The sequence below is a fragment of the Neptunicella plasticusilytica genome, from assembly GCF_047922965.1.
Taxonomy (GTDB): Bacteria; Pseudomonadota; Gammaproteobacteria; order Enterobacterales; family Alteromonadaceae; genus Neptunicella; species Neptunicella plasticusilytica.
Window position 1 is genome coordinate 1745250 of the sequence record NZ_CP150481.1, and the last position, 23390, is coordinate 1768639.

Annotated in this window: 21 protein-coding genes; 5 read left to right on the forward strand and 16 right to left on the reverse strand. The window is 45.2% G+C overall.

All coding sequences use genetic code 11. The features are described from left to right. Positions 1–2: 2 nt before the first annotated feature. On the reverse strand, positions 3–602 hold the full coding sequence (locus tag V1467_RS07625) for a Yip1 family protein (RefSeq protein WP_416308195.1): 600 nt from the start codon (positions 600–602) through the stop codon (positions 3–5). A gap of 472 nt (positions 603–1074) precedes the next feature. After that, positions 1075–1953 (reverse strand): LysR family transcriptional regulator, encoded by an 879-nt coding sequence (locus V1467_RS07630; RefSeq protein WP_416308196.1) that lies wholly within the window; start codon positions 1951–1953, stop codon positions 1075–1077. 101 nt (positions 1954–2054) lie between these two features. Here V1467_RS07630 and V1467_RS07635 point away from each other — a divergent pair, with 101 nt between their 5' ends. Further along, entirely contained in the window at positions 2055–2654 is a 600-nt protein-coding gene (locus V1467_RS07635; RefSeq protein WP_416308197.1) for a LysE family translocator, read from the forward strand. Between the two features lie 133 nt (positions 2655–2787). On the opposite strand, the gene V1467_RS07640 is transcribed toward V1467_RS07635, so the two are convergent. Further along, positions 2788–3225, reverse strand: a complete 438-nt coding sequence (locus V1467_RS07640) for an OsmC family protein (protein ID WP_416308198.1) — start codon at positions 3223–3225, stop codon at positions 2788–2790. A 345-nt stretch (positions 3226–3570) separates the two neighbouring features. Here V1467_RS07640 and miaE point away from each other — a divergent pair, with 345 nt between their 5' ends. Both miaE and V1467_RS07650 read left to right on the forward strand, forming a co-directional pair. Continuing rightward, positions 3571–4320: a tRNA isopentenyl-2-thiomethyl-A-37 hydroxylase MiaE gene (miaE, locus tag V1467_RS07645; RefSeq protein WP_416308199.1), complete on the forward strand. Its 750-nt coding sequence runs from the start codon at positions 3571–3573 to the stop codon at positions 4318–4320. A gap of 90 nt (positions 4321–4410) precedes the next feature. Next, positions 4411–5550: a DUF3083 family protein gene (locus tag V1467_RS07650; protein ID WP_416308200.1), complete on the forward strand. Its 1140-nt coding sequence runs from the start codon at positions 4411–4413 to the stop codon at positions 5548–5550. Between the two features lie 57 nt (positions 5551–5607). On the opposite strand, the gene V1467_RS07655 is transcribed toward V1467_RS07650, so the two are convergent. The 4 genes from V1467_RS07655 to V1467_RS07670 form a co-directional block, all read right to left on the reverse strand. After that, the gene (locus V1467_RS07655) at positions 5608–7212 is read right to left on the reverse strand and encodes a hypothetical protein (RefSeq protein WP_416308201.1); all 1605 of its coding nucleotides are present in this window, start codon (positions 7210–7212) and stop codon (positions 5608–5610) included. Positions 7213–7352: 140 nt separating this feature from the next. Further along, positions 7353–9302 carry a PhoX family protein gene (locus V1467_RS07660; RefSeq protein WP_416308202.1) on the reverse strand — a complete coding sequence of 650 codons (1950 nt, stop codon included), beginning with the start codon at positions 9300–9302 and terminating at the stop codon, positions 7353–7355. A 264-nt stretch (positions 9303–9566) separates the two neighbouring features. After that, positions 9567–10298 (reverse strand): UDP-2,3-diacylglucosamine diphosphatase, encoded by a 732-nt coding sequence (gene lpxH / locus V1467_RS07665; RefSeq protein WP_416308203.1) that lies wholly within the window; start codon positions 10296–10298, stop codon positions 9567–9569. Positions 10299–10301: 3 nt separating this feature from the next. Continuing rightward, positions 10302–10796 (reverse strand): peptidylprolyl isomerase, encoded by a 495-nt coding sequence (locus V1467_RS07670; RefSeq protein ID WP_416308204.1) that lies wholly within the window; start codon positions 10794–10796, stop codon positions 10302–10304. A 152-nt stretch (positions 10797–10948) separates the two neighbouring features. On the opposite strand from V1467_RS07670, the gene cysS reads away from it, so the two are divergent. Beyond that, the gene (cysS, locus tag V1467_RS07675; protein ID WP_416308205.1) at positions 10949–12325 is read left to right on the forward strand and encodes a cysteine--tRNA ligase; all 1377 of its coding nucleotides are present in this window, start codon (positions 10949–10951) and stop codon (positions 12323–12325) included. Positions 12326–12675: 350 nt separating this feature from the next. Here the strand turns inward: cysS and V1467_RS07680 are convergent, their stop codons facing one another. The 7 genes from V1467_RS07680 to putP all read right to left on the reverse strand — a co-directional run bounded on the left by V1467_RS07680 (position 12676) and on the right by putP (position 21365). Continuing rightward, positions 12676–14403 carry an SLC13 family permease gene (locus V1467_RS07680; RefSeq protein WP_416308206.1) on the reverse strand — a complete coding sequence of 576 codons (1728 nt, stop codon included), beginning with the start codon at positions 14401–14403 and terminating at the stop codon, positions 12676–12678. A gap of 109 nt (positions 14404–14512) precedes the next feature. Beyond that, a complete protein-coding gene (gene cysN / locus V1467_RS07685) occupies positions 14513–15925 on the reverse strand; it encodes a sulfate adenylyltransferase subunit CysN (RefSeq protein ID WP_416308207.1) in 1413 nt (470 codons plus the stop codon). Next, the gene (cysQ, locus tag V1467_RS07690) at positions 15918–16691 is read right to left on the reverse strand and encodes a 3'(2'),5'-bisphosphate nucleotidase CysQ (RefSeq protein WP_416308208.1); all 774 of its coding nucleotides are present in this window, start codon (positions 16689–16691) and stop codon (positions 15918–15920) included. Before cysQ ends, cysN begins: the two co-directional genes overlap by 8 nt. After that, entirely contained in the window at positions 16691–17287 is a 597-nt protein-coding gene (gene cysC / locus V1467_RS07695) for an adenylyl-sulfate kinase (RefSeq protein WP_416308209.1), read from the reverse strand. Before cysC ends, cysQ begins: the two co-directional genes overlap by 1 nt. Then, a complete protein-coding gene (gene cysD, locus V1467_RS07700; RefSeq protein ID WP_416308210.1) occupies positions 17287–18201 on the reverse strand; it encodes a sulfate adenylyltransferase subunit CysD in 915 nt (304 codons plus the stop codon). Before cysD ends, cysC begins: the two co-directional genes overlap by 1 nt. Positions 18202–18516: 315 nt before the next feature. Then, positions 18517–19737, reverse strand: a complete 1221-nt coding sequence (locus V1467_RS07705) for an EAL and HDOD domain-containing protein (RefSeq protein WP_416308211.1) — start codon at positions 19735–19737, stop codon at positions 18517–18519. Between the two features lie 131 nt (positions 19738–19868). Beyond that, positions 19869–21365 (reverse strand): sodium/proline symporter PutP, encoded by a 1497-nt coding sequence (putP, locus tag V1467_RS07710; RefSeq protein WP_416308212.1) that lies wholly within the window; start codon positions 21363–21365, stop codon positions 19869–19871. A gap of 82 nt (positions 21366–21447) precedes the next feature. Between putP and V1467_RS07715 the strand changes: the two genes are divergently transcribed. Next, positions 21448–21894: a GNAT family N-acetyltransferase gene (locus tag V1467_RS07715; protein ID WP_416308213.1), complete on the forward strand. Its 447-nt coding sequence runs from the start codon at positions 21448–21450 to the stop codon at positions 21892–21894. A 260-nt stretch (positions 21895–22154) separates the two neighbouring features. On the opposite strand, the gene V1467_RS07720 is transcribed toward V1467_RS07715, so the two are convergent. Next, positions 22155–22883, reverse strand: coding sequence for a DUF3379 family protein (locus V1467_RS07720; RefSeq protein WP_416308214.1), 729 nt, complete (start codon positions 22881–22883; stop codon positions 22155–22157). Further along, positions 22855–23367 (reverse strand): sigma-70 family RNA polymerase sigma factor, encoded by a 513-nt coding sequence (locus V1467_RS07725; protein WP_416308215.1) that lies wholly within the window; start codon positions 23365–23367, stop codon positions 22855–22857. Before V1467_RS07725 ends, V1467_RS07720 begins: the two co-directional genes overlap by 29 nt. Positions 23368–23390: the final 23 nt, after the last annotated feature.

Here is a 23390-nt window from a genome sequence, read left to right on the forward strand (position 1 = left end):
AATTAGCTGGCCAATACCGGCCCCATTCCCATACTCCATAAAATAACGGTGCTGGCCATCATCACCGACAGCAAGACCAGACCGCAAGTCACTACCGAGCTGGCGTAGATAAAGCCTTTTTCTTCAGGGATATGCATAATAATGGGGACACCTGAATACAGCAGATAAACGGAATAGGTTAATCCTGCCAGACCTACCAGCATCACAAACCATAGCTCCGGATAAAAAGAAGCAAAGCCGACCATAAATAACGGCGTGGCTGTATAAGCTGCCAACTCCAGAGACTGAGTATAAGTGGGGTTTGCGTCAAAAGTCTTGGCCATCCAGTGGATCAAATATGCCAGTGCGATTGCCCCGCAAATCAGGCCTACATACATAGCCGCACTGACGATCATGGCGCTTTGCTCGGTGAGCAGAATGGGGTCGCCTACACCGATACTCCAGCCCAGATGGACGGCAGAATAATAGCTGGTCAGGCTTGGGATAAGAGCAATAATCATTATGTGCGACATGCTATATAGCAAGCTTTCATGACGTCTGTCGATGGTTTGCCATTCTTCTTTCGGGTGCGCATACAGGCCAAACAAGTGATTTAGGATCATGTTAATTACCTCGCTGAAAGTACAGTTTATTGTTATTTAACATTTGATTAACAACAGTTTGTTTGAGCTTGAACAAATCGTCAACAGTTTTGTGTATTAAATGGTCTATTTTACCTTATGTATAGCTTTTTAATGATGCAGACACAACTGCATTATTTTTTAATACCCTCTGCTATCAGGTTTAGGTTAGCCAGGGCGTGTTGATCTTTGGTGTATGAATTTTGTTCAAGCCCAACGCCCTCTGATCGCGACGCCGGGTTGCAGACCCTTACGTTTAAAATAAAGGGATCTAAGTCAAAATCCGGCAACAAAGAGCAGAAGGTGTTGGGTTGAACCCCTTTCTTTAAAAACGTGGCAGTGTTTGTAGCGCATTTCTACAGCGTTATCGCTCTCTTATGTAGAATAACTGCACCACACTTGCTATGTCTTGTATAAATACGTTACAAACTGCTGCAAAAATACACACCAAAGATCAACACGCCCTAAGTAAATGGTCTAAAACACGTCGACTATTACTGGTTGCAGAAACATTCGGGGGCCAAACTGCATAGAGAGGAATAGGTTCAACTTGCCATTCCGGTAATACCTCAATAACACTGCCGTTTTGTAAGTCAGATTCAATTAAATAATCGGGTGGGGTGGCAAATCCCAGTCCTTTAATACAAAGCTGGTACATTGCTTCTACGTTGTTGACACTAATTTGACTGCTAAAATTTAACTGGTGACGTTGTCCTTCCGGGTCTAATAATACTCTGCTGGATGGAAGAGCATCTAACTTGATCCATTGGCAGTGCGCTATTTCGTCAATTGATTCCGGTTGTTGATAGGTATGATAAAAGGTTTTGGAACAGACCAGTTTGCGTTTTATTTCCCCTATTTTTCTGGATTTTAAACCACTATCAGGCATTTTTCCCGCACGTAAGGCCAAGTCAATACCTTCGGCAACCAGGTTTTGACGATTATCGGAAAACAATAGCGACAGGGTTAGATCCTGTTGTTGTTGGCACAATTTTGCCAGTTGATCCATGAGCGGATGTCGGATCAGGGCGTTGGGCAAGCTGATGCTAACCTGTCCGCTGATCTTTTGTTTTACCGCTGATATTTCGTTTATGCCTTGGTCTGCCGCTTCCAGCATAAGTTCAGCATGCCTGAGCAGGACTTTACCTTCATGGGTCAATGATAATTTTCGGGTTGAACGGTATAGCAACGCAGTTCCAACCGACTTTTCCAGCTGACTGATATGGTAGCTGACCACCGAAGGTGACAACTTCAGGTAGTCGGCGGCGGCTTTAAAAGACCCTCTTTTCACCGTTTCGGCAAAAATACCGATGGCACGTAAATCATTAATCATAATTTTATTGCTTAAATAATTAGAATAATAAAATCTAAAAATAGCATCTAATCTATTAATACCTGAAGCGATATAGTGGCAAAAATTGTTGGAGATAATTTATGTCACTTTTTTTGGCTATGTCGTTGTATTCGATTTCGCTGTCCCTGACACCGGGCCCCGTTAACTTGATTACCTTTACATCAGGGATTAATTATGGCGTTAAGCGTACCTTGCCATTCGTTACCGGCGCGACCATGGGCTTTATACTGCTGCTTTATACAATTGGTTTGGGGCTAACCAATATAATTACTGACCATACACATTTAATGATGTTTTTGGCGACGTCAGGAAGCATCTATATCGCATATTTAGGCTATCGAATCGCCACATCTGTAGTTGAGCTGGAAGTAATACAAACAGAAGCTCCTGATTTCAAGACAGGCGTGCTATTACAATGGCTAAACCCCAAGGCTTGGGTTGCATGTGTTGCAGGAGTTAGCGCATTTGAACTGACCAATGCCCCGCAGCAGCTAGTCTTGTTTATAGGTATTTATTGTATCTGGTGTTTTTTGTGTATTGCCTGCTGGGCTATTTTGGGTGATCGGATAGGTCGCAGGTGGCGTAACGTCACTCTGCTAACCTACGTTAACAGGATTATGGGCGGGTTACTGTTCCTCGTTGCTTTATATCTGGTGTTTCAGCAATGGGATTGGTATTAGGTAGCGTAAAACGATTAAATTCAGTTATATCTGGATTCGACCAGCATCAATAATGGTTTATTGATGCTGGTATTAACGATTGATAAGCATATAGCGCTAATACAGGTTGCTTTTATTAGAGCTTACCCATTAACTATTCACCTTCAAATGATGCAATATCTAGCGTGACATCGCAGTTTAATAATTTTGATATGGGACAGTCTAGTTTTGCGTCCATTGCTGCTTGTTCGAAATCTTTACCGTTCATACCGGGAACTGTAGCATCCAGGCTTATTTCGGATTTTGTGATAGAAAAGCCGTCGCCGTCTTTCACCAACCTGACCTTTACCTTAGATGCTAAGGTTCCTTTGTTGAACCCTTGTTCTGCTAATCCCATAGATAATGCCATGGTAAAACACGACGCATGTGCTGCTGCGATTTGTTCCTCCGGGTTTGTGCCTGCTTTATCTTCAAACCGGGTGTTAAAACCGTAAGGTTGATCTTTTAAAGCTCCAGATTGGGTTGAAACTTGTCCTTTACCCTCTTTACCCAGACCTTCGTATCTTGCCGTTGCCCAATTAATAATTGCCATTTTGTTCTCCTTAATGCTTTAAGTTAATTTAACCAAACGTCTAATGTACTAAGGTGTGAAGCAAACGCTGTTCCATTATGTCAAACATTGATAAGCAGGGCTGTTTACTACACAACTCTCGATTCGACTCTGAAATATCTTCATACTGTAGAGTAAAAGTTGCAGGGATTGAGTACTGAGGACTTTGGCGCACAAACTAGAACGACTGGTTGACCTGCACCAGACAAAATTCCTGATTTTTAAGAGAAAGGCATTGGATGCCTTAATTAGCCATCAAACTTTATTAAGATGCTGTAAAATACGCGCACAGGTTCAGCAAAGGTTATTGGAATCAAAGAGGTTTGTTTGGAAAAGTTGTTAGCTCCGATAAAAATATTTTTGCACTGCGAAACACCCAAAGAATGGGTATCCGAAGCAATCAAACCAGAAAATTTAGCGATTTTATTAGTGGATCACGCTAATTGCGAGCTTAAAGCCGCGCAGACGGCGATGTTGTTGATGCGTAAATACGCCGTGGATAAAACCAATGGCGCGGCGTTATTAGCCTGGTTGAAACCTTATGAGGATTTTGTTTACCGTCGTGATTTTGAAGGTGAATTTAATCCCAATCACAGTGGTTTAGGAAAAAAACTGCAGGCGAGGCCGGATGTGGACTTTGCCGCTGACTTAGTCAATAAAATGGTCTTGCTGATAAAAGAGGAATTACATCACTTTCAACAGGTCCTGGAAATTATGCAGCAACGGGGGATTGAATATCAAAATGTCTCGGCAGGGCGTTATGCCAAAGGTTTGATGAAACATGTACGCACTTATGAACCCCAGGCACTCATCGACAAGCTGATCTGTGGCGCCTATATTGAGGCCCGCTCCTGTGAACGTTTTGCCAAATTGGCCCCTTATCTGGATGAAGAACTAAACAAGTTTTATATCTCCTTATTACGTTCCGAAGCGCGTCATTACCAGGATTATTTAGCGTTAGCGCAAACTATTGCTGCTGAGGACATTAATGAGCGGGTGCAATTTTTTGGTGAAGTAGAAGCACAGCTTATTGTCGGTGGAGATAATGAGTTGCGTTTTCATAGTGGTGTGCTTTAACGAGATATCATCAAACGATCCTATTTCTGTCATCTCAGCTTAATTTGATTATTTTAGCCTTGTCGCTCGTCATAAACAGGGAGCAGCGTGATGTTAAAATTGAGTTCCAGAAAATCCTTAGTACGTAAAAGAGGGGCGGTGCATAAAGTTTATGTGCCGGCCAGTGCGCGCGAGAACCAGTATTTGCTGGTCGAATGCAAAATCGACAGACAATGGGTCGAACGTTTTATTGAGCGACCCTTAACGACGAAAAGTTATGAAGACTTTTATCGAAAATTGAGCCATCACTTTTTTGATATCTGCAAAAAGCACCAGTTAGCCAACGTCAACTTCATCGCCAAAGATCAATTGGTCAGAGTCCGATATGGTGAAGAGCAGCAAGTTATTGAAACGCCTCAGCAGTTAATATTTTTCTATAATCCGGCTTGCCATTCGGGAATGCGCTATTTTTACGATATCAACTTTCTTACCGACAAGATTGAACTACTCTTTCTGTCCACCGGTGATGAGGTCAGGCAAGGCTCGGCCCAATTCCACCAAAGTGTCAGCCAGTTGATTAGTGAGTGGGCTACGGATATCAAGTTGCCGTCTTCCCGCTTTAAGGTAAAAGATCATCAGCATCTTACCTGGGATATTTATGCCGCCGAGAAAGGTGATAAGGCCACCAAAACGCATGGATTTCGTAAATTACCCGATCGCTATCAACAGCAGTCGTTTATTTTACCTGGCAACCGCAGCAGTTTAACTTTTGCTATTGCAACTTTGCCGATGACAATGAATTTGCTACAACAATGCGATATTGATCTGGCTGCAGAAGATCCGTACAACCCTTTATATACTCATATATCGGAAACCTTTGCCACGTTTGCCAAACAATACAATCTGAATCAGGTGGCGATTATTGCCAACGGCAAAGTACCTATTATTCGCCACGCCGAGGAAGAGTATTTTTATCCCCAAGGTGAGTTACTGCGCATCGGTTTTAAACCGGAGCAGTTGGGGGGCAGTTTTATCAGCCAGTGGGATAGCCGCAATATGGTCGATAGCATTAATTTGGTCTTTCTGGCATCCGATTCTGACTTCACCCGGCGCGGCTACGGCAAGTTTATCAACCATTTGTCGTCGGCGCTCAAGGCACTGTGTACGGAATTGCAATTTCGTCCGGATAGCGACGCGATTACCTTACGTTTCTATCAGCATTTATCCTACCGCCTGGCAGCTGGCGAATAATCTGTGTCTGGATAAACAACGGGTTTTGAATGCCCGTTGTTTATCCATTTTCTAAGTTTAAAACGCACTGAGCGGCTCAGTGATCCCGGTTTGCTGATCAACCAGTATCTCCTTGAATAAAACCCGATCCAGAGGTTCAAGCAAGGGAGCTTTGCCACGGATAAAGCTTTGTTCGGCCACGATCAGTTTATAGGCTTTATTTAATGCCAGCGCCCGTTCCGTCGAAGGCAACATCAATACCGATATATCCTGATGCAGGCGCTCAAACATGGCTTTTTTTGGCTGCCCCAATTTGTCAAAGAATCGTTGTTGTACTTCAGTATTGGAGCGGAACTCATCACCTGTCGGGTTATTTTTCAGGTAGTAGCTGTATTCGTATTCGGCATCACTTTCCCTTTTGGGTTCGGGAATGCCAGCCATAGACTTCTGGCCCCAATGATACCAGCCTTGTTGAAAGCTGTTCTGCGGCAGTTTGCGGTAGAAAGAAATATTGGTATCCATCATGACACCTGTACCACCATGACAACCGGTACAGCTAACCTGTTCCTGGTAGGTTTGTGGACGAAGTTCACCTTGGCGATCCTCGATAAATCCCTGATAGACCCAACCTTGTGCAACTCCCACGCCTTCTTCCGCACTACCCCGTACTTTTTTGGTTCGGCCAGGAAAGTCGTGACGTTCTTTGGTTTCGGCACTGACTAGCACTTCCCACTGGTAATAATTTAGCCAGGTGGTTTTTCTGGCATAGCGCAACTCTTTCATGCGCTGCGCCATGCCAACCTGGCCTTGCTTGTTGACATCCAGATAGCGGACCGAATGTAAAAACTCGGTACCTTCGGGAAACAGTTTGGCAGCCAGATGAATATCTCCTGCGTCCAGCTGCTCTTTGGCCTTGCCAACATAGGACATAAAGCGTTTTTCCAGCGGCGCCCAGTCATATTTGATTATGCTGGCCTGAGCTAATTGACCGTCTTTGTCCAGATCTACGCCTAGCGGTAGTTCATCTGTGGGGGGGATGCCAATATCCTGCTCACGTATCATGGCTTCCACTATCGCCAGATTCAGTTTATAGATGGGCAGGTCGAACTGACCCTGGGCGTTTTGTCGGAAGGCCGGAGCAAGCCGGATACTGACATCATCGGTCGAGCCATTGGTGGGCATAAAACTGCCCGGTAACGGGTAGTAGGCATAACTGCGCCAGCCGGTATAACTGCCGTCAGGGGCGTGGTCAAAACCTTGGTGATCAAAATTAAAATAACTGTCCGGAATATAGCCGTCCCAGTCTCCATTGTTATTAGTGTCAAACTGTTTGGCTTGTTGTTGCAAGCGTTTCGCTAAACGGATCTCGCCATTATCGTCAAAATAATTGTTTTGGCGCACATATTCGAGAATGTCCTGATCCTTGATGGCAGCAATGGCCTCGCGCCGATCCTTAAACATGTTCGTCCAGGGATTGTGTAACACGCTGTCCGGAAAACCATAAACCAGCTGCACATCGGTATCGTTAAGCATATTGGGGCGTTTGCTGGGCGTATGACAGGCATAGCAAGGGTTAGCGGTGGTATCTTTGGTTACTTGTGGATCGGTGTAACACTGCGCTGGGATATAAGGACTGGGATGGCTTAGCACATCGTTATAGGTAATATCACTTATCTCGGCCATCGCGGATACTGCTAGAGACAAGGGTAACAATAACAGGAATTTCGAACAGACTGAGGGAAATGGAAGGCCCATTGGTTTTTCTCCGCATAGTGGAAAAGGGGGCAAATGCCCCCTGAGTTAAAACTGCGTTATATATTTAGTTATTCAGACTTGGCAGGGAACGGCCCTACATAGCCGGTGTAAGCGCGAGCTTCACCTGTTCCGGTGTCTTTGTCACCGTCGGATTCACCATAGGGATGCTGAACAACACTCATCAGGTAGGCCCAACCGTTGATATTGGGATACCAGTAAGGTGAAGTGGTTTCTGCACCATAAGGGGTGGTTTGAATGCGTTTCAGACTGCCTGCATCCAGATCGTAGGCCCAGATGGCATCATTCTGGTGACCACTACCGGTATCTTCACCAATAATCAGCTGGCTGTGGCCGCTCATATAGGTGACGTTATCCGGGCTGGCAATGCCATCGATATGACAAGCGTTATTGCCTTCAAAACCGGCAGTTTGAGGATCTTCAGCTGAAACAGGGCGTCCTGCTACCAGTACGCTGGAGTCTTTGACCACTAGCGACGAATCGATAGCGGTACCGGTGTTATCATTAACTGCATCTGTAGCCATGTTTAACTGGTATACCGCGCCACAGGAATTACCCTCGGCCAACTGAATATCACCTATACCATCGGTCATACCTTTGGCCACATACAATTTATTGCGATCAGGATCGAAGGTAATCCCTTCTTCTTTTCTGAACTCGGTTGTTGCACCCTGCAATGCTGCATAACGGCGTGATTCCATACGAGAAGCCGCTTTTTCCATACCATCCTTAATGGACAAACATTCGGTATCGCCATTAGTACTGACAGTTGTACAACCTGTGCCATCTACTTCAAAAATATCAGCAAAGGTAAGCTCCGTCTGGTCATTGGTACCATGCACATAGTCGCTGATTTCAGCATCGGTGGCGTGACCCAGATTAATCCAGCTGATATCGGCAGCACCGCCATTATCAGCCGAAGTCTGATTCCATTTGGCTGCGTACAGTGTGCCGGCGCTCAAATCGCCGGCCGTATCGGCCAAAAACATAAAGAAACCGACATTGGTACCGTCATCTGACATATAAACGGTTTTTTCGTCCGGCATCACATAAGACAATTCGAAGGCCATACGGCCCATCGCATAGTGCTTGGTCAGCTCTGTGGAGGCGTCTTCATCGACTTTTATTTCGATATTCCAGCCATAGAAATAAGGATTAGTGTCACCGACCAGCCCCATATATTCATTCATACCCGCGGCGCTAGCAGGATTAGCCGCGTTTGGCTCATATTCTTCAGAAGCCAGATGAGTTGTCCAGGGCGTTACTGACGCTGCGCAGTGGACCCAACCGCCATCTACCCCAGACTGATCGATCTGATTCATGTTCTTGACGCTGAGTTCTCCAGTTTCTTTGTCCTGGTTTAATTCCATCAGGAACATCGCACCCGGGGTAGACTCCATCTGCGAGACAGAAAACAGCTTGTTGCCAATAGGCAGCAATGAGGTGTGTTCGTTAGCGTCAGAAATTTTACGCGCTCCGTCTTCACCAAAAAGCGGCTGGCCTTCTTTATCGACCAACTGACCAAAAGCCACATCGCCAAATTTGTCACCGGAGCGAGCCAGAATGTGATAGCCCACATCTAACATCGTTTCATCTTCACCATCAACGACCTTAGCCTGACCTACCTGAATTTGACGTTTGTCATAGTTGCTGGCCGGTGCATCGACGCTATCAAATTTAATTGAGGCGGTTGACGCTATCATATGAGAACTGGCGCTGGCCGCCGAGCAAACGGAAGATTCGCTTTGGATTTCGGTATCATCCAGTACGCCATTGCCATTGCTGTCTGTGCCGGCTTGCAACAAGGTCGCCCCGTAAGGACATTCTGCTGTAGCTGGTACGTTTGTAACTTGGGTTAAGGCTGCTGCACCATTTGCTCCATCAGCACCATCAACACCGTTTTTGCCATCGTCTCCGTCGCCACAGGCGGCAAGCATCACAATGGGCATACCTATAATCAAGGCACGAATAGTTTTAGCCAATTTCGACTCAGTCATCATTAGTTATTGTCCTTTTGAGTTAGCATGAATAGTTGTTTTTTTAATTGTGTCATCGGGAAAGTTGAAAAAAGACGCAGACAAACGTTGTTAGGAATACGTCAGATTTAACTCGCGACAGAGACTAGCAGGACAGGGGGGACGTTTAATTGACATAAATATGAAGCTTGTGTGATGGAAATATGACCAGCCTTTGGAAGGCTTGTTAGCGCGCCAGTTGAAGCGAACCGACCGGGTATTTGATACAAGCGTTAGGTATTTTCGGCTTTAAAGGGTGGGAAGCGGATTGTTTTCCAGCTGCATGCTTTCGGGGGTGACCACCAGGCAACTGCCTTGTTCATACCAGTCACCCAATACGATACGTTTGGCCGGTTTGTCGTTAACTTCCAGTTGGTGAATTGCGGGGCGGTGAGTATGGCCGTGGATCAGGGTTTGTACCTGATATTTTTGCATCTGCGCGATGACTTCGTCGTCGGTAACATCCATAATATTGTCGGACTTGTGCATATTGGCCTGCTGGCTTTTGCGACGCGCATTTTGACCTATTTTATGTCGCACAAATAATGGCAGGGAAAGAATAAATGCCTGCCACCACCAGCTGCGCGATGTTTTTCTGAACTTCTGATAGGCGAGGTCCAGCGTACATAAGCTGTCACCGTGCATGATCAGAACCTTTTCACCATACAGATCAACAATATGATGTTCGGGGAGTATTGTGATCCCGGTGGCTTTGGCAAAACGCTGACCGATTAAAAAATCACGATTGCCATGAATAAAGTAAACCGGTACAGCGTGATCGGTAAGCTGTTTAAACGCGCTGATAACTTGCTGGTTAAGCGACGTGATTTCATCATCACCGATCCACACTTCAAATAAATCCCCCAACACATATAACGCATCAGCATTAACGGCCTGGTCACGGATAAACTCAATAAAAGCCGCAGTAATATCCGGACGGCTTTCAGATAAATGCAGATCGGCAATAAACAGGGTTTTCACAAATTAATCTTGTACTTCAACCTTCTCAATCACCACATCTTCCACCGGCACATCCTGATGGAAACCGGCGTTACCTGTTTTAACCGTTTTAATTTTTTCTACTACGTCCATACCTTCATCCACTTCTGCAAAGACGCAATAGCCCCAGCCTTCGGGACTCTCGCCTCGGAAATTCAGAAAGCTGTTGTCCGTGAGGTTGATAAAAAACTGACAGGTGGCTGAATGCGGATCATTGGTGCGGGCCATTGCCACAGTGCCTTTATTGTTGGCAATACCGTTATTGGCTTCGTTGTTGATCGGATCTTTGGTCGGTTTCTGCTGCAAACCTGGCTCAAATCCACCACCCTGGATCATAAAACCGTTGATAACGCGATGGAAAATAGTGTTGTCATAAAAACCTTCACGGGCATAGGAAAGGAAGTTTTCAACGGTTTCAGGGGCCTTGTCTGCAAACATTGTCAGGCTGATAGTGCCAAAGTTAGTGTGTATTTTTACCATGTTAAGTTCCGTATTGAACAAAAACGCCAGTTTAGCGCAAATTTAGTTAACGATCAGCATGACAATTTGTCCGATCGGTGATGCGGCAATGGGGTGGTAGTGGTAATATCCTGTTTTTTGACAAAATGATAACCAACAGAGGACAACACTGCATGCTGCATATCTACAATACTTTGACTCGCCAGAAGGAAATATTCAAGCCGTTGGTGGCAGGCAAGGTTGGTATGTATGTGTGCGGAATTACAGTTTATGACCTCTGTCATATGGGACACGCCCGCACATATCTGAGTTTTGATTTGATGGTGCGTTACATGCGCCATCTGGGTTATGAGGTCAACTATGTGCGCAATATCACCGACGTAGACGACAAAATCATCCAACGTGCGGTTGATAACAATGAAAGTTGTGATGATCTGACAGCGCGGACCATCGAGATGATGCATCAGGATTTTGCCGCCATCGGTTTATTGCCCGCAGATATCGAACCACGGGTGACCACTCATATGGATCAAATTATTGATGTTATTCAGCGTTTGGTGGATAAACATCATGCTTATATCTCCTCCAGCGGGGATGTGCTGTTTAACGTCGGCAGTTTTGAGCAATATGGTCAATTAAGTCGCCAGGATCTGGAACAGCTACAGGCCGGCTCACGTGTGGAAGTCAGTCAGGATAAGAAGTCACCACTGGATTTTGTATTGTGGAAATCCGCCAAGCCTGGCGAACCAAGCTGGTCATCGCCCTGGGGAGATGGGCGACCAGGCTGGCATATTGAATGTTCGGCGATGAACCATCAGCATCTGGGTGCCCATTTCGATATTCATGGTGGAGGTTCGGATTTAATTTTTCCCCATCACGAGAATGAAGTGGCCCAGTCATGCTGCGCGTTTGACACACCCTATGTCAATTACTGGATCCATACGGGGATGGTGCAGGTGAATGAAGAGAAAATGTCCAAGTCGTTGGGCAATTTCTTTACATTACGGGATGTGCTTAAAGAACATGATGCTGAAACTGTACGTTATTTTTTGATGACGGCCCATTACCGTAGCCAGTTGAACTATACCGAAGACAATCTAAAGCAGGCCCGCGCTAGTCTGGAGCGCTTGTATACCGCATTACGTGGTATTCAGCCGGATAGACAACATGCCGAGCAGGACAATCAATATCAAGTTCGTTTTGATGCGGCAATGAATGACGATTTTAATAGTCCGGAAGCTATCTCGGTGTTATTCGAACTGGCGCGCGAGATCAATATCGCACGACTGGAAGATCATGCACAGGCTGAAAGACTGGCTGGCATTATGTTGCATCTTGGCGCAGTCATGGGATTGTTACAGCAGGATCCTGAACATTATTTTCAGGGCAAGGATCTGGATGTAGCGACTATCGAAAAATTGATTGCCGATCGCAAACAGGCGCGTGAAGATAAAGACTGGGCTGCCGCAGATGTGGCGCGTGACGCTTTAATGGCGATGGGCATTGTGCTTGAAGATGGCCCGCAAGGGACTACTTGGCGCAAAGAGTGAAAGATTGCGGCGAGCTTCGAGCGAGGAGCTTAGATAACCACAGAGACACAGGGGGCACAGAGGAAAAATTTTAAAATTTGTTATCCTCGGTAATGCTCGTCATTCCGGTAGTCTTTTGAACCGAAATCCAGTAGTAAATGGTTGATTAATTCATGATGGACCCCTGCTCAAAAGACTACCGGGGTGACCGAGGTACCACTGTTAATATGTTTTTCTTAGCGGTTTGGCGAGCTCTGCGTGAATAATATTCCACCCTTCGACAGCTAACTCTTCGCGCTCAGGACGAACGGTGGTTTTGGTTTTTAGCTCGCTACTCGTAGCTCTTTGCTCGCGGCTCGGTACCATTCATCCTAAAATCCGTAGTTAAACTTCAATAGTGTCAATACAATGGTTGAATAGGTGATCGAAATAGGTAAGCCCATAATCACAAAGTGCTTGAGTTTATAGTTGGTGGCACTGAATACCAGCAAGTTGGTTTGATAGCCGTATGGGGAAATAAAGCTGGCGCTGGCGGCAAAGGCGACAGCCAGGGCAAATGGCAGTACCGGTAAATTCATCGCAGTACAGATCCCCCAGGCAAACGGAAACATCAAAGCCGCTGCAGCGTTATTGGTTACCACTTCCGTCATCATCAAAGTTAACAGGTACACGGCTAACAAGGCATGAAAGGGTTCTGCGCCAATTAACATTGGTTGCACGCTTTGGGTAAGTAAATCGATGATTCCGGTTGTTTCCAGAGCAGTTGCCAAACTTAATGCACCGACAATCACCATAACCAGATTGACCGGTAGATGTTGTTTTAACTCGTTACCGGTGATGATATTAGCCAGCACCAGTAAGCTCATTAATAACATCAACCCCAGTGGCAGCGACAAAAACGACGCGGCAGCAGCCAGTATGACGGCAGCAAAACCACCAAGTGTTAACCATTCCTGCAATGATGTGAGTTTTTTAGCGATATTTCTTTCGCTGACGATAAAGAAGTTTTTGGCCAGATTATGTCGTGCGGCAAAATCAGGCCCGGTGGCGAGAACCAGAAAATCACCTGCTTGCAGTGACACATCGCCATGCTTGCCTGAGATTGGCTCACCATCCCGGCGAATAGCCACAACTGCTGCGTCAAATAATGCTCTGAATCCGACTTGTTTAAGGGTTTTTCCAATAATCCTGGAGCGATTGGATACCACCACTTCGGTCAGGTTTTCTCTTAACAAACCGTTATTTTCGGCAAACATATTCAGGCCATTGATATGTTGCAGACTATCTACCCGTTGCATATTACCGGTAAAGATTAGCTTATCACCTCCATCAATAATCAGGTCTGGTGCCACTGGGCTAATTAACTTACCTTTGCGTACCACTTCGGCCAAAAACAGTTCTGGCAAATTACGCAAATGGTTTTGTTCGACAGTTTTACCGATTAATTCGGAATCTGCGGCAACCTCGGCTTCGATAAAGTAGTCATTGTAGTTTTTGCCCGTCGCCTTGATTTCTGGCAGAAGTGGGCTGATCAAAAACATCAGCAAACCGCAAGCCAAACCGGCAACCAGGCCATAGAGTGTGAAGTCCCAGAATTTGAATCCTTGGTGACCATGCTCGATCAAAAAACTGTCGACAATAAGATTGGTTGAGGTTCCGATAAGGGTTAGTGTTCCACCCAGTATGGCCGCGTAAGATAAAGGGATGAGTAAACGGGAAGATGGATGGTGCTGGTTCTGTTTCACCGGGCCAATCAGGGTTGCCACAACAGCGGTATTATTAAGGAACGCTGATGCGCTGAAGGTGAGGCCGAATAATCGCCAGAAACTCTGTTTATAACCGACAGTAACCAGTTTGCGTGCCAAACGTTTAATCAATGAGGTTTTATCCACTGATGCGCTTACCATCAGCAATAAAATTAACGTAATCAATCCCTTGTTGGTTAAATTATGCGCGACTTGATCCAGTGATAAGGTGCCAGTGAAGATCAATGCCAGTATAACAATGGAAAAAATAAAGGAAGGGCGCATCTCTGAAAAGATCAGCGCCGCAATAGTTGTAACGAAAATGCCGACAACCAATAATTGGTCAATTGTCATACATAGCCTCAGTTCCGGATATAATATAGATCAATGTTTGCTTTTCACTATGCTTTAAATTTAAACGACACTTCTTATCCAGAACTGAGGTTAAATAATAGCTGCTTATCTAAAATTTAGTAATATCCAGTGCCTGCCAATGAGGGAAATGTTTTCTCACTAATTGGTTAAATTCCAGCTCAAATTCTGAATACTGTTGTGTTTTTGCCTTGGACTGTTCATTTTTTGCAATGATCATCCCGGCTCCAACTGTCCCATTGGTCAGACGATCGATAATGATAAAGGCACCTGTGGCACGATTTTGCTGATATGGATCACAGGCAACCGACTGATTCAGTTTGATATCACAAACGGCAATTTCGTTTAAGCCCAGATGGGTAGAGGAAGTATGTTCAAGGGTATTCACATCAATCTGGTAATTGATGTCATTCACACTACCGGCAACAGTTTTAGTGGCAAACTTGAAATCGTATTGCTTATTTGGCGTCATGCTGTCTTCAGCCATCCACACCAGGGTAGATTTAAACTGGCCGCCCACAAAAGGCATATTATCGGCTTTGACAATCATATCGCCGCGAGATATATCGATTTCGTCTTCCAGTGTCAATGTCACGGCCAAAGGCGAGTAGGCGATATCCAGTGAGCCGTCAAAGGTGTCAATAGACTTGACTCTGGACTTTTTGCCCGAAGGTAACGCGACAATTTCATCGCCCGGAGCGATGCTCCCCGAGACCACGGTACCGGCAAAGCCGCGATAGTTTAAATCGGGGCGACTGACATACTGAACCGGAAAACGGAAATCGTCGTTATTGACATCTTCCGCGATTTCGATATTTTCCAGCATTTGCATCAAGGTTTCGCCTTGATACCAGGGCGTGTTATCGCTGCGATTCACCACGTTGTCGCCTTCCAGGGCGGACATGGGTACAAAATGAATATCCGGGATATCCAACTGGGCAGCAAAACGCAGATAGTCGGTTTTAATCGTCTCGAATACTTTTTGATCGTAATCTTTCAGATCCATCTTGTTTACCGCCACAATGACGTGCTTGATGCCAAGCAAGGACACCAGGAATGAATGGCGTTTGGTCTGGGTTTTTACGCCGCTACGGGCATCGATCAGGATTACTGCTAAATCACAGGTTGAAGCACCTGTCACCATGTTACGGGTGTATTGCTCATGTCCCGGTGTATCGGCAACAATAAACTTGCGTTTGTCGGTGGAAAAATAGCGATAGGCCACATCAATAGTAATACCTTGCTCGCGTTCCGACTGCAGGCCGTCTACCAGCAGAGCCAAATCAACTTTTTCGCCTGTGGTGCCAACTTTCTTGCTGTCTTTGGTAATGGCCGCCAACTGATCTTCAAAGATCATTTTGGAGTCATGTAACAGACGGCCTATTAAGGTACTTTTGCCATCATCAACGCTTCCACAGGTGATAAAGCGCTGCAGATCCTTTTTCTCATGCTGATCGAGATAAGACAGGATGTCGGATTGAAGTAACTGGTTTTCACTATTCATCTTTGCAATTCACCACAAAATAAGGGTTTAAAACGGATTCTTTCTGGTTATAACGTAAAGGTTGTCCATCCGGATGAATGGTAACCTGTCCTCCGGCGGCCTCCACTACAGCTTGTGCGGCGGCGGTATCCCACTCGGAAGTGGGGCCCAGGCGGGGATAAACGTGGGCGACACCTTCGGCGACAAGGCATAACTTTAATGAACTGCCCATTGCGACCAGATTGGTTTCGCCCGGCAAACTGTTTAGAAAATCCTGAATTTCAGGGCTCTGATGGGAACGGCTGCCAACCACTTGCCAGGTTTCGTTGTCTCGATGGGGTTGCACCCTGATATCAGTTTTGCTGCCCTTGTCGATGACATAGGCACCTGAGTGCGCATCGCCGACATAGGTTTTCTGTAGCACAGGAGCGTAAACCACGCCCCAAACCGGTTGACCCTGATTAATGAGTGCGATATTGACAGTAAACTCACCATTTTTTTTGATAAATTCCTTGGTGCCATCCAGCGGATCGACCAGCCAGTATCTATCCCACTGCTGACGCTGTTGCCAGGGGATATTGGCGGATTCTTCAGAAAGAATGGGCAAATCCGAAATAGTCTGCAAACCTTTTACAATAACATTGTGTGCGGCTAAATCGGCTTCGGTAAGCGGACTGGTATCTGCCTTGGTACTAATGTCAAAATTGCGTTGATATATCTGCATAATGGCCTGACCGGCCTGATGTGCAATATCAATAACTGGTTGATGTGAGATAACGTCACCCATTAATCCAGATATCCTTGCTGTTTTAGTTGTTCAATAAGTTGATCGGCACTTTGCTCGGCATCTTCGCCATTAAACTTCAGATGGCATTCCGGATTAAGTGGCGACTGATAATCAGAACCGATACCGGTAAAATCTTTGATATCACCTTTGCGCGCCTTTTCGTATAAGCCTTTGGGGTCGCGCTGTTCACAGACATCCAGAGGGGTATCAACAAACACCTCGACAAACTCGCCCTTATCCAAGGTTTGACGAGCAGAGTCACGATCGGTTCTAAAGGGCGAAATAAACGCAGTAATAACAATTAATCCGGCATCCACGAACAGCTTGGATACCTCGCTGATACGACGAATATTTTCAACCCGGTCTTTGTCACTAAAACCCAAATCACCACAGAGTCCATGGCGCACATTGTCACCATCCAGTAGATAGGTTTGCTTGCCTTGAGCGTGCAGTTTCTGCTCCAGAATATTCGCGATGGTGGACTTGCCTGAGCCGCTTAACCCGGTGAACCATATTACACAGGGCTTTTGCTTTTTCGCTTCGGCCCGAGCCTGTTTATCGATTTTATGTTCGTGCCATACAATATTGTTTGCCATTAGAAATATCCTTCCATTTTTTTCTTCTCCATCGACCCGGCTTCATCATGATCGATAACCCGGCCCTGACGTTCGGAGGTTTTGGTTAATAGCATTTCCTGGATGACTTCTGGCAAGGTAGCCGCAGTTGATTCCACAGCGCCGGTTAGCGGATAGCAACCGAGGGTACGGAAACGCACCGACTTCATTTGCGGCGTTTCACCTTCCTTGAGTGGCATTCTGTCATCATCTACCATAATCAGCACACCGTCCCTTTCCACTACCGGGCGGGGTTTGGCCAGATACAGGGAAGGAATTTCAATATTTTCCAGATAAATATATTGCCAAATGTCCAGCTCGGTCCAATTTGACATTGGGAACACCCGAATACTTTCGCCTTTATTAATTTTGGAATTATAAATGTTCCACAGCTCAGGCCGCTGATTTTTTGGATCCCAGCGATGGTTTTCATCGCGAAAGGAGTAAACCCGTTCTTTGGCACGGGATTTTTCTTCGTCCCGTCTTGCGCCACCAAAAGCTGCATCAAATTTGTATTTGTTCAATGCCTGTTTCAGTGCCTGAGTCTTCATAATATCGGTATGCTTGGCACTACCATGGGTGAAAGGCCCGACCCCCATATCAATACCCTGCTGATTTTTGTGCACAATCAATTCAAGCTGATGTTTTTCTGCCATCCGATCACGAAACTCGATCATTTCGTGAAACTTCCAGGTGGTGTCAACATGCATCAGCGGAAAAGGAATTTTGCCAGGAGCAAACGCTTTGCGAGCAACATGCAATAGTACAGAAGAGTCTTTACCGACGGAGTAAAGCATAACCGGATTCTCGAACTCAGCAGCAACTTCGCGAAAAATATGAATACTTTCTGCTTCTAACTGTTTTAAATGCGTAACTGTGGGGATTTTTACCGTCATGGATGATTCCGTTATTAAATGCCAATTAAAGTAAGAAAATGTCTCTGTTTGGTAACAGTTTTAATGCCTAAAGAGCTGATTTTCCTTGCTATATTCCAAAATAGCCTATGTATATAAACTTAACACGAAAATCGCCGAGAATGAATTAATCAAAAAACTATATGAAAGCGTATAAAGGCATAATATCTCGTGTTGCAGTTTAGGAGTTGTTGAGCTTGGTAGTCCATATCGTTGTTGCCACTTAATCTTGGTAAGCATAGACACATTGGTATTTTTTTATAACGCAGTTGCGAGAAAAATAGCTATGTAGAGGTTTTAGCCGTATTCCTGTCTCTGATTGGCCCATTGCAGAGCGCCCTGATAGAGCTCGCCTGCCTGTTTTTTACTGATATTGACACTTTTTTCCAGTTGAGTGACCTTGGGCCAGTCGGCGTGTTCCAGTGCAGTGAGCAATTCAAGAAATTGGCCGAATATGCCATGATGGTTCAGTAGTGCTTGCTTTATATTGTCTGTCAGCGGCAATTTCTCCAGAAGTTCTTCGAGACTGGTATCCAGTAGCGCATCCAGCAGGGACAATAAACCGATCAAAAATGCGCTTTCTTTTTGTTGTTCGTGGCCGGTCAGGCAGGCCAGTGATTCGCAGAAACAGGCTCGGACCAGTGACATATTGGTCAACTCTGGTGGTTTATTATCGGCAAATTGAGCGGTAAACAAAACGGATATAAAACGTCTTAATTCCTGATTTCCCAATACCGATAAGGCGTGTTTAATCGTGGATATTTCACTACGGCGTTTGAACAACGGAGACTGGGTATAACGCAGTAGTTTAAAGGATAAATTGACATCCTGTTCAATGACCCGGGTGACGGAGTCGATATCTGGTTCCGCTTGACTGAGTTCGACCATTAAATTTGCCAATGACATTTGTGATGCGCTGATGGCTCGACTCTGCAAGACTTCCGGTTGACTAAAAAAATATCCTTGGAAGTAACTGAACCCCAGCCCAACAGCAATATTGAACTCATCATGAGATTCTATTTTTTCGGCCAACAGTTTTATATGCGGAAAGGTTTTTATTGCTTCGATGACTTTTTTAATGGTTTCCAGTGAGGTTTCTTTCCAGTCAATTTTAATAATGTCGATATAAGGGAAAAAATGCAGCCAAATTCTATGATGAATATAATCATCCAGTGCAATGGTATAACCTTTTTCTTTAAGTTCTATGATGGCTGCCAGTAATTGTTTGCCAGGTTTGACTGTTTCCAACACTTCGACCACAACCTGATCGTTAGGCAACAGTTGCGGATATTGCTTGATTAATGATTCGTGGGTGAAATTAATAAAGGCACATTTGTTCTGGGTTAAACAATCCAGTCCGAGATTAAATTGTAAGCCTTCCACCATACGTGAAGTGGCTTCTTCAGCATCCATTGTTTCCGGAAAAACATTATCCAGACTTTCACGAAACAACAGTTCGTAAGCGAACAATTGTTTATCAATATCTAGAATGGGCTGCCGTGCCGCAAAAAATGCCATAACAATTTATTTAAAAGTTGCTGGATAACAATAATTTGACATGTAATTAAGCTTAGGTCACGTTTTTTATAAAGATGCAATCCGGGTTAAAGTTAATCAAATTAATCATTTAGCCCGGTTCGAATGCACGGCTACGCTAAATCCGATAACTTTTGACGCATTATGCTAAAGCGTTGCAGTACAGTTTGATCAGGCGCTGCAGTCAGTAAACTGACCAGCCAGATAGTCAAGCTGCACAGAATAAAACCGGGCACAATTTCATAAATAATGTCGCCCAATGCTCGACCATTAATTTGTAACGGTGCGTAGATCCATAACAAGACTGTTACCGCTCCGACAATCATGCCAGCTATCGCGCCAAAAGCGTTCATGCGTTTCCAGAACAGGCTAAATAGCACCACGGGCCCGAATGCAGCCCCAAAACCTGCCCAGGCATTACTTACCAGCGACAAAATAGTGCTGTCGCGGTTGTAGGCCAGCGCAATAGCCACCAGTGCCACTACTACTACTGATAACCGCCCAACAGTGACCAGTTCCAAGTCGGTAGCCTGTTTACGTATAAAGGTTTTATACAAATCTTCGGTTAGTGAACTGGAGGTGACCAGCAATTGTGATGATATGGTGCTCATAATCGCAGCCAACACAGCCGCCAGCAGAAAACCCGAAACAAGTGGGTTGAACAGCAGTTGTGACAAGACAATAAAAATGGTTTCTGCATCTACATCGGTTAGTCCTTGTTGGGTGGCGTAAGCCAGCCCCACCAAGCCTGTGGCCAAGGCGCCGATAACCGAGACAATCATCCAGCTCATGCCAATACGTCGTGCGGTTTTAATCTGTTGTACTGAACGGATCGCCATAAAACGGACAATAATATGCGGCTGACCAAAGTAACCCAAACCCCACGCCATGCTGGAAATAATTGCAATAATGGTTGTGCCTTGCAGCATATCGAGCATATGCGGATTGATTTGTTCTACAGTACGTAGCGCATTGCCCAATCCTCCGACATCGGTTAGTGCCACTAAAGGCACCAGAATCAATGCGGTAAACATAATACAGCCTTGTACAAAGTCCGTCATGCTGACCGCTAAAAAACCGCCAAACAGGGTATAGATCACCACAACGCCGGCGGTGACATACAGTCCCAGTTCGTAGCTTTGGCCGAAGGCGCTTTCAAACAGTTTGCCACCCGCTACGATCCCGGAAGAGGTATACAGGGTGAAAAATATGATAATAACAAGAGAAGAAATAATTCTGAGTAAACGACTTTTGTCTGCAAAACGGTTTTCAAAGTAATCAGGGATGGTGATCGCATCGTCGGCTATTTCCGTATAGATGCGCAATCTGGGCGCGACCAGTAAATAGTTAACATAGGCACCCATTATCAGTCCGATAACAATCCAGCTACTGGAAAGTCCGGTGATGTACATGGCGCCCGGTAGTCCCATCAAGATCCAGCCACTCATGTCCGACGCACCAGCTGATAGTGCTGTCACACCGGGGCCCAGAGAACGGCCACCCAACATATAACCCGACAGGTTACGACTGGAAACGCGATAGGCGTATAACCCGATTGCCAACATCAGGGCAAAATAGATTGCCAGAGAAATTAAAGTGCCGTTTTGCATACATATTCCTAAATTTTATTTTTATTATGTGTATTATAAGTGCATGCTACCAATATGTTTTTCCTTTCACTAGCGGATCAGTATGTCAGAATTCAGATGGTGTAAATTTTCTGCAATAGACCAATATCTGCTGCAAACAATTTATCGGCTTCGCCAGAAAGTATTTATTGTAGAACAGCAGAGTCTTTATCAGGATATTGACGGGCTGGATGAAGCCAGTTGGCATCTGTTGCTGCATATCGACAAAAAACTGGTGGGTTATTTGCGTATTCGTTCGGGCAGTGAAGAAATAAAAATTGAACGGGTAGTATTAGAAAAAGAATACCGGGGGGCAGACTGGGGTGTAAAAATGATGCGCCGTGCGCTGCAAAAATGCTCCCATATTGATCCCGTACGCAAGAAAAAAATCACCCTGACCGCCCAGACGGGAGCCATGCATTTTTATCAGAAGCTGGATTTTGAAGGGGTAGGGGAGCCTTTTGATGATGCAGGCATAGAGCATATCAAGATGGAATATAAAGGTAATTAACCCCAGCTCGGGATAAGCCACGCCTCTCAATAACGCTCTTTTTGCACCTGACAGCGTTGGGCTTTCTAGTCATAGCCCACTATGACGTACGAACCCCCGCCTTGCCAGGCACAAAAATGTCGTCATTGAGTAAACTATTTATTCAACAATGGTTTTGAGTGAATAATATAACTATCTGAATTATTTACCCTTTGTAAATATAAACGACATTTCTTATCCCGAGTTGAGGTTAATTAGTCTCTGTACTCCACCTGTCCGCGTTATGCCGAGAAAACCAGTTGCTTGCTCAGTTTGTTGGTTACATCTTGCAGTGGTTGATTTTTCTCACCCAGTACAATCAACGCAACTTCACCTAAATCAATACTCTTGCCGTTAAAACGCTGATCAGCAAATTGTGCATCCATTTTGAATTTTTCATCATGGGGAACAACAAAAACGGTAATTTTTCCTTGTCCGCTATCGATGACCATATGCAGGCTGCGGACTTGTTCAAAATCACAAAAGTTGGCGAAATACACTTTACCAATATCATTCTGCAAATGTGCACCCATACTGGCCAGCTTAACATTGAGTTGTTGCAGGCTGACATTTTCGTCCATCTGCATCGGAATTTCGCCCTCATGATAGCGATGCGCCAGCGCATAATGGGTCAGATCCAGCGTATTGTTTTGCAACAGGGTAAAGTTAATTCCCAGCAAAAACGCTACGGAAGCAGCGAGCGCAATATACCAACGTTGTTTTACCTGTTGTTTGCGATGACGGGCAATGCTCTGTCGCAATATCAATCTGTGTGCCAGACCATCAGGGATATCCACCTGATTAACCGTTTGCTTTATCTGTTTATCCAGCTGTTTTACGTCTTGCCAGAAATGCTGTTTGGCCTTGTCCTGTTGTGCGGCTGCTATCATTTCCGCATCAGTATTATCGGGATCAGCATAAATGGTACGACGGAATTCTAACTCATCCATTTTTGCTACCTCGTCTTTCATTGGGTTGCTCCAATGCCTCTTTAAGTTGGTTTCTTGCTCTGAATAAACGGGTCATTACCGTATTTTTATTTAGTCCTAGCTGTATTGATATTTCATCGCCGCTAAGGCCAAATATGGCTTGTAGCAATAAGGGTTCGCGATATTCATCCGCCAGCCCGGCAATCAAATGATGTAACTCGCGGTGCTCGAGTTGTTGTTCATTAGTGTGTATGTCGTCGGCCAGTACCACGTCATCCATATCGACCAGGTCAAATTGCTTACGCTCGAAACGGCGGGCGTTTTCGCGGCGTAATATGGTAATCAACCAGGACTTGGCGGCGTTTTCGTCTTTCAGTGAATCGAGCGACTTCCAGGCCCGCAAAAAGGTTTCCTGCACAATATCTTCTGCCACAGCCTTGTCTTTGACCAACCAGTAAGCATAGCGAAAGATATCACCATGCAATGCGTGGACAAGAGCCTCATAGCGTTTCTGTTTAGATGCCATGTCAGTAAAGACCCTGTCAGGCT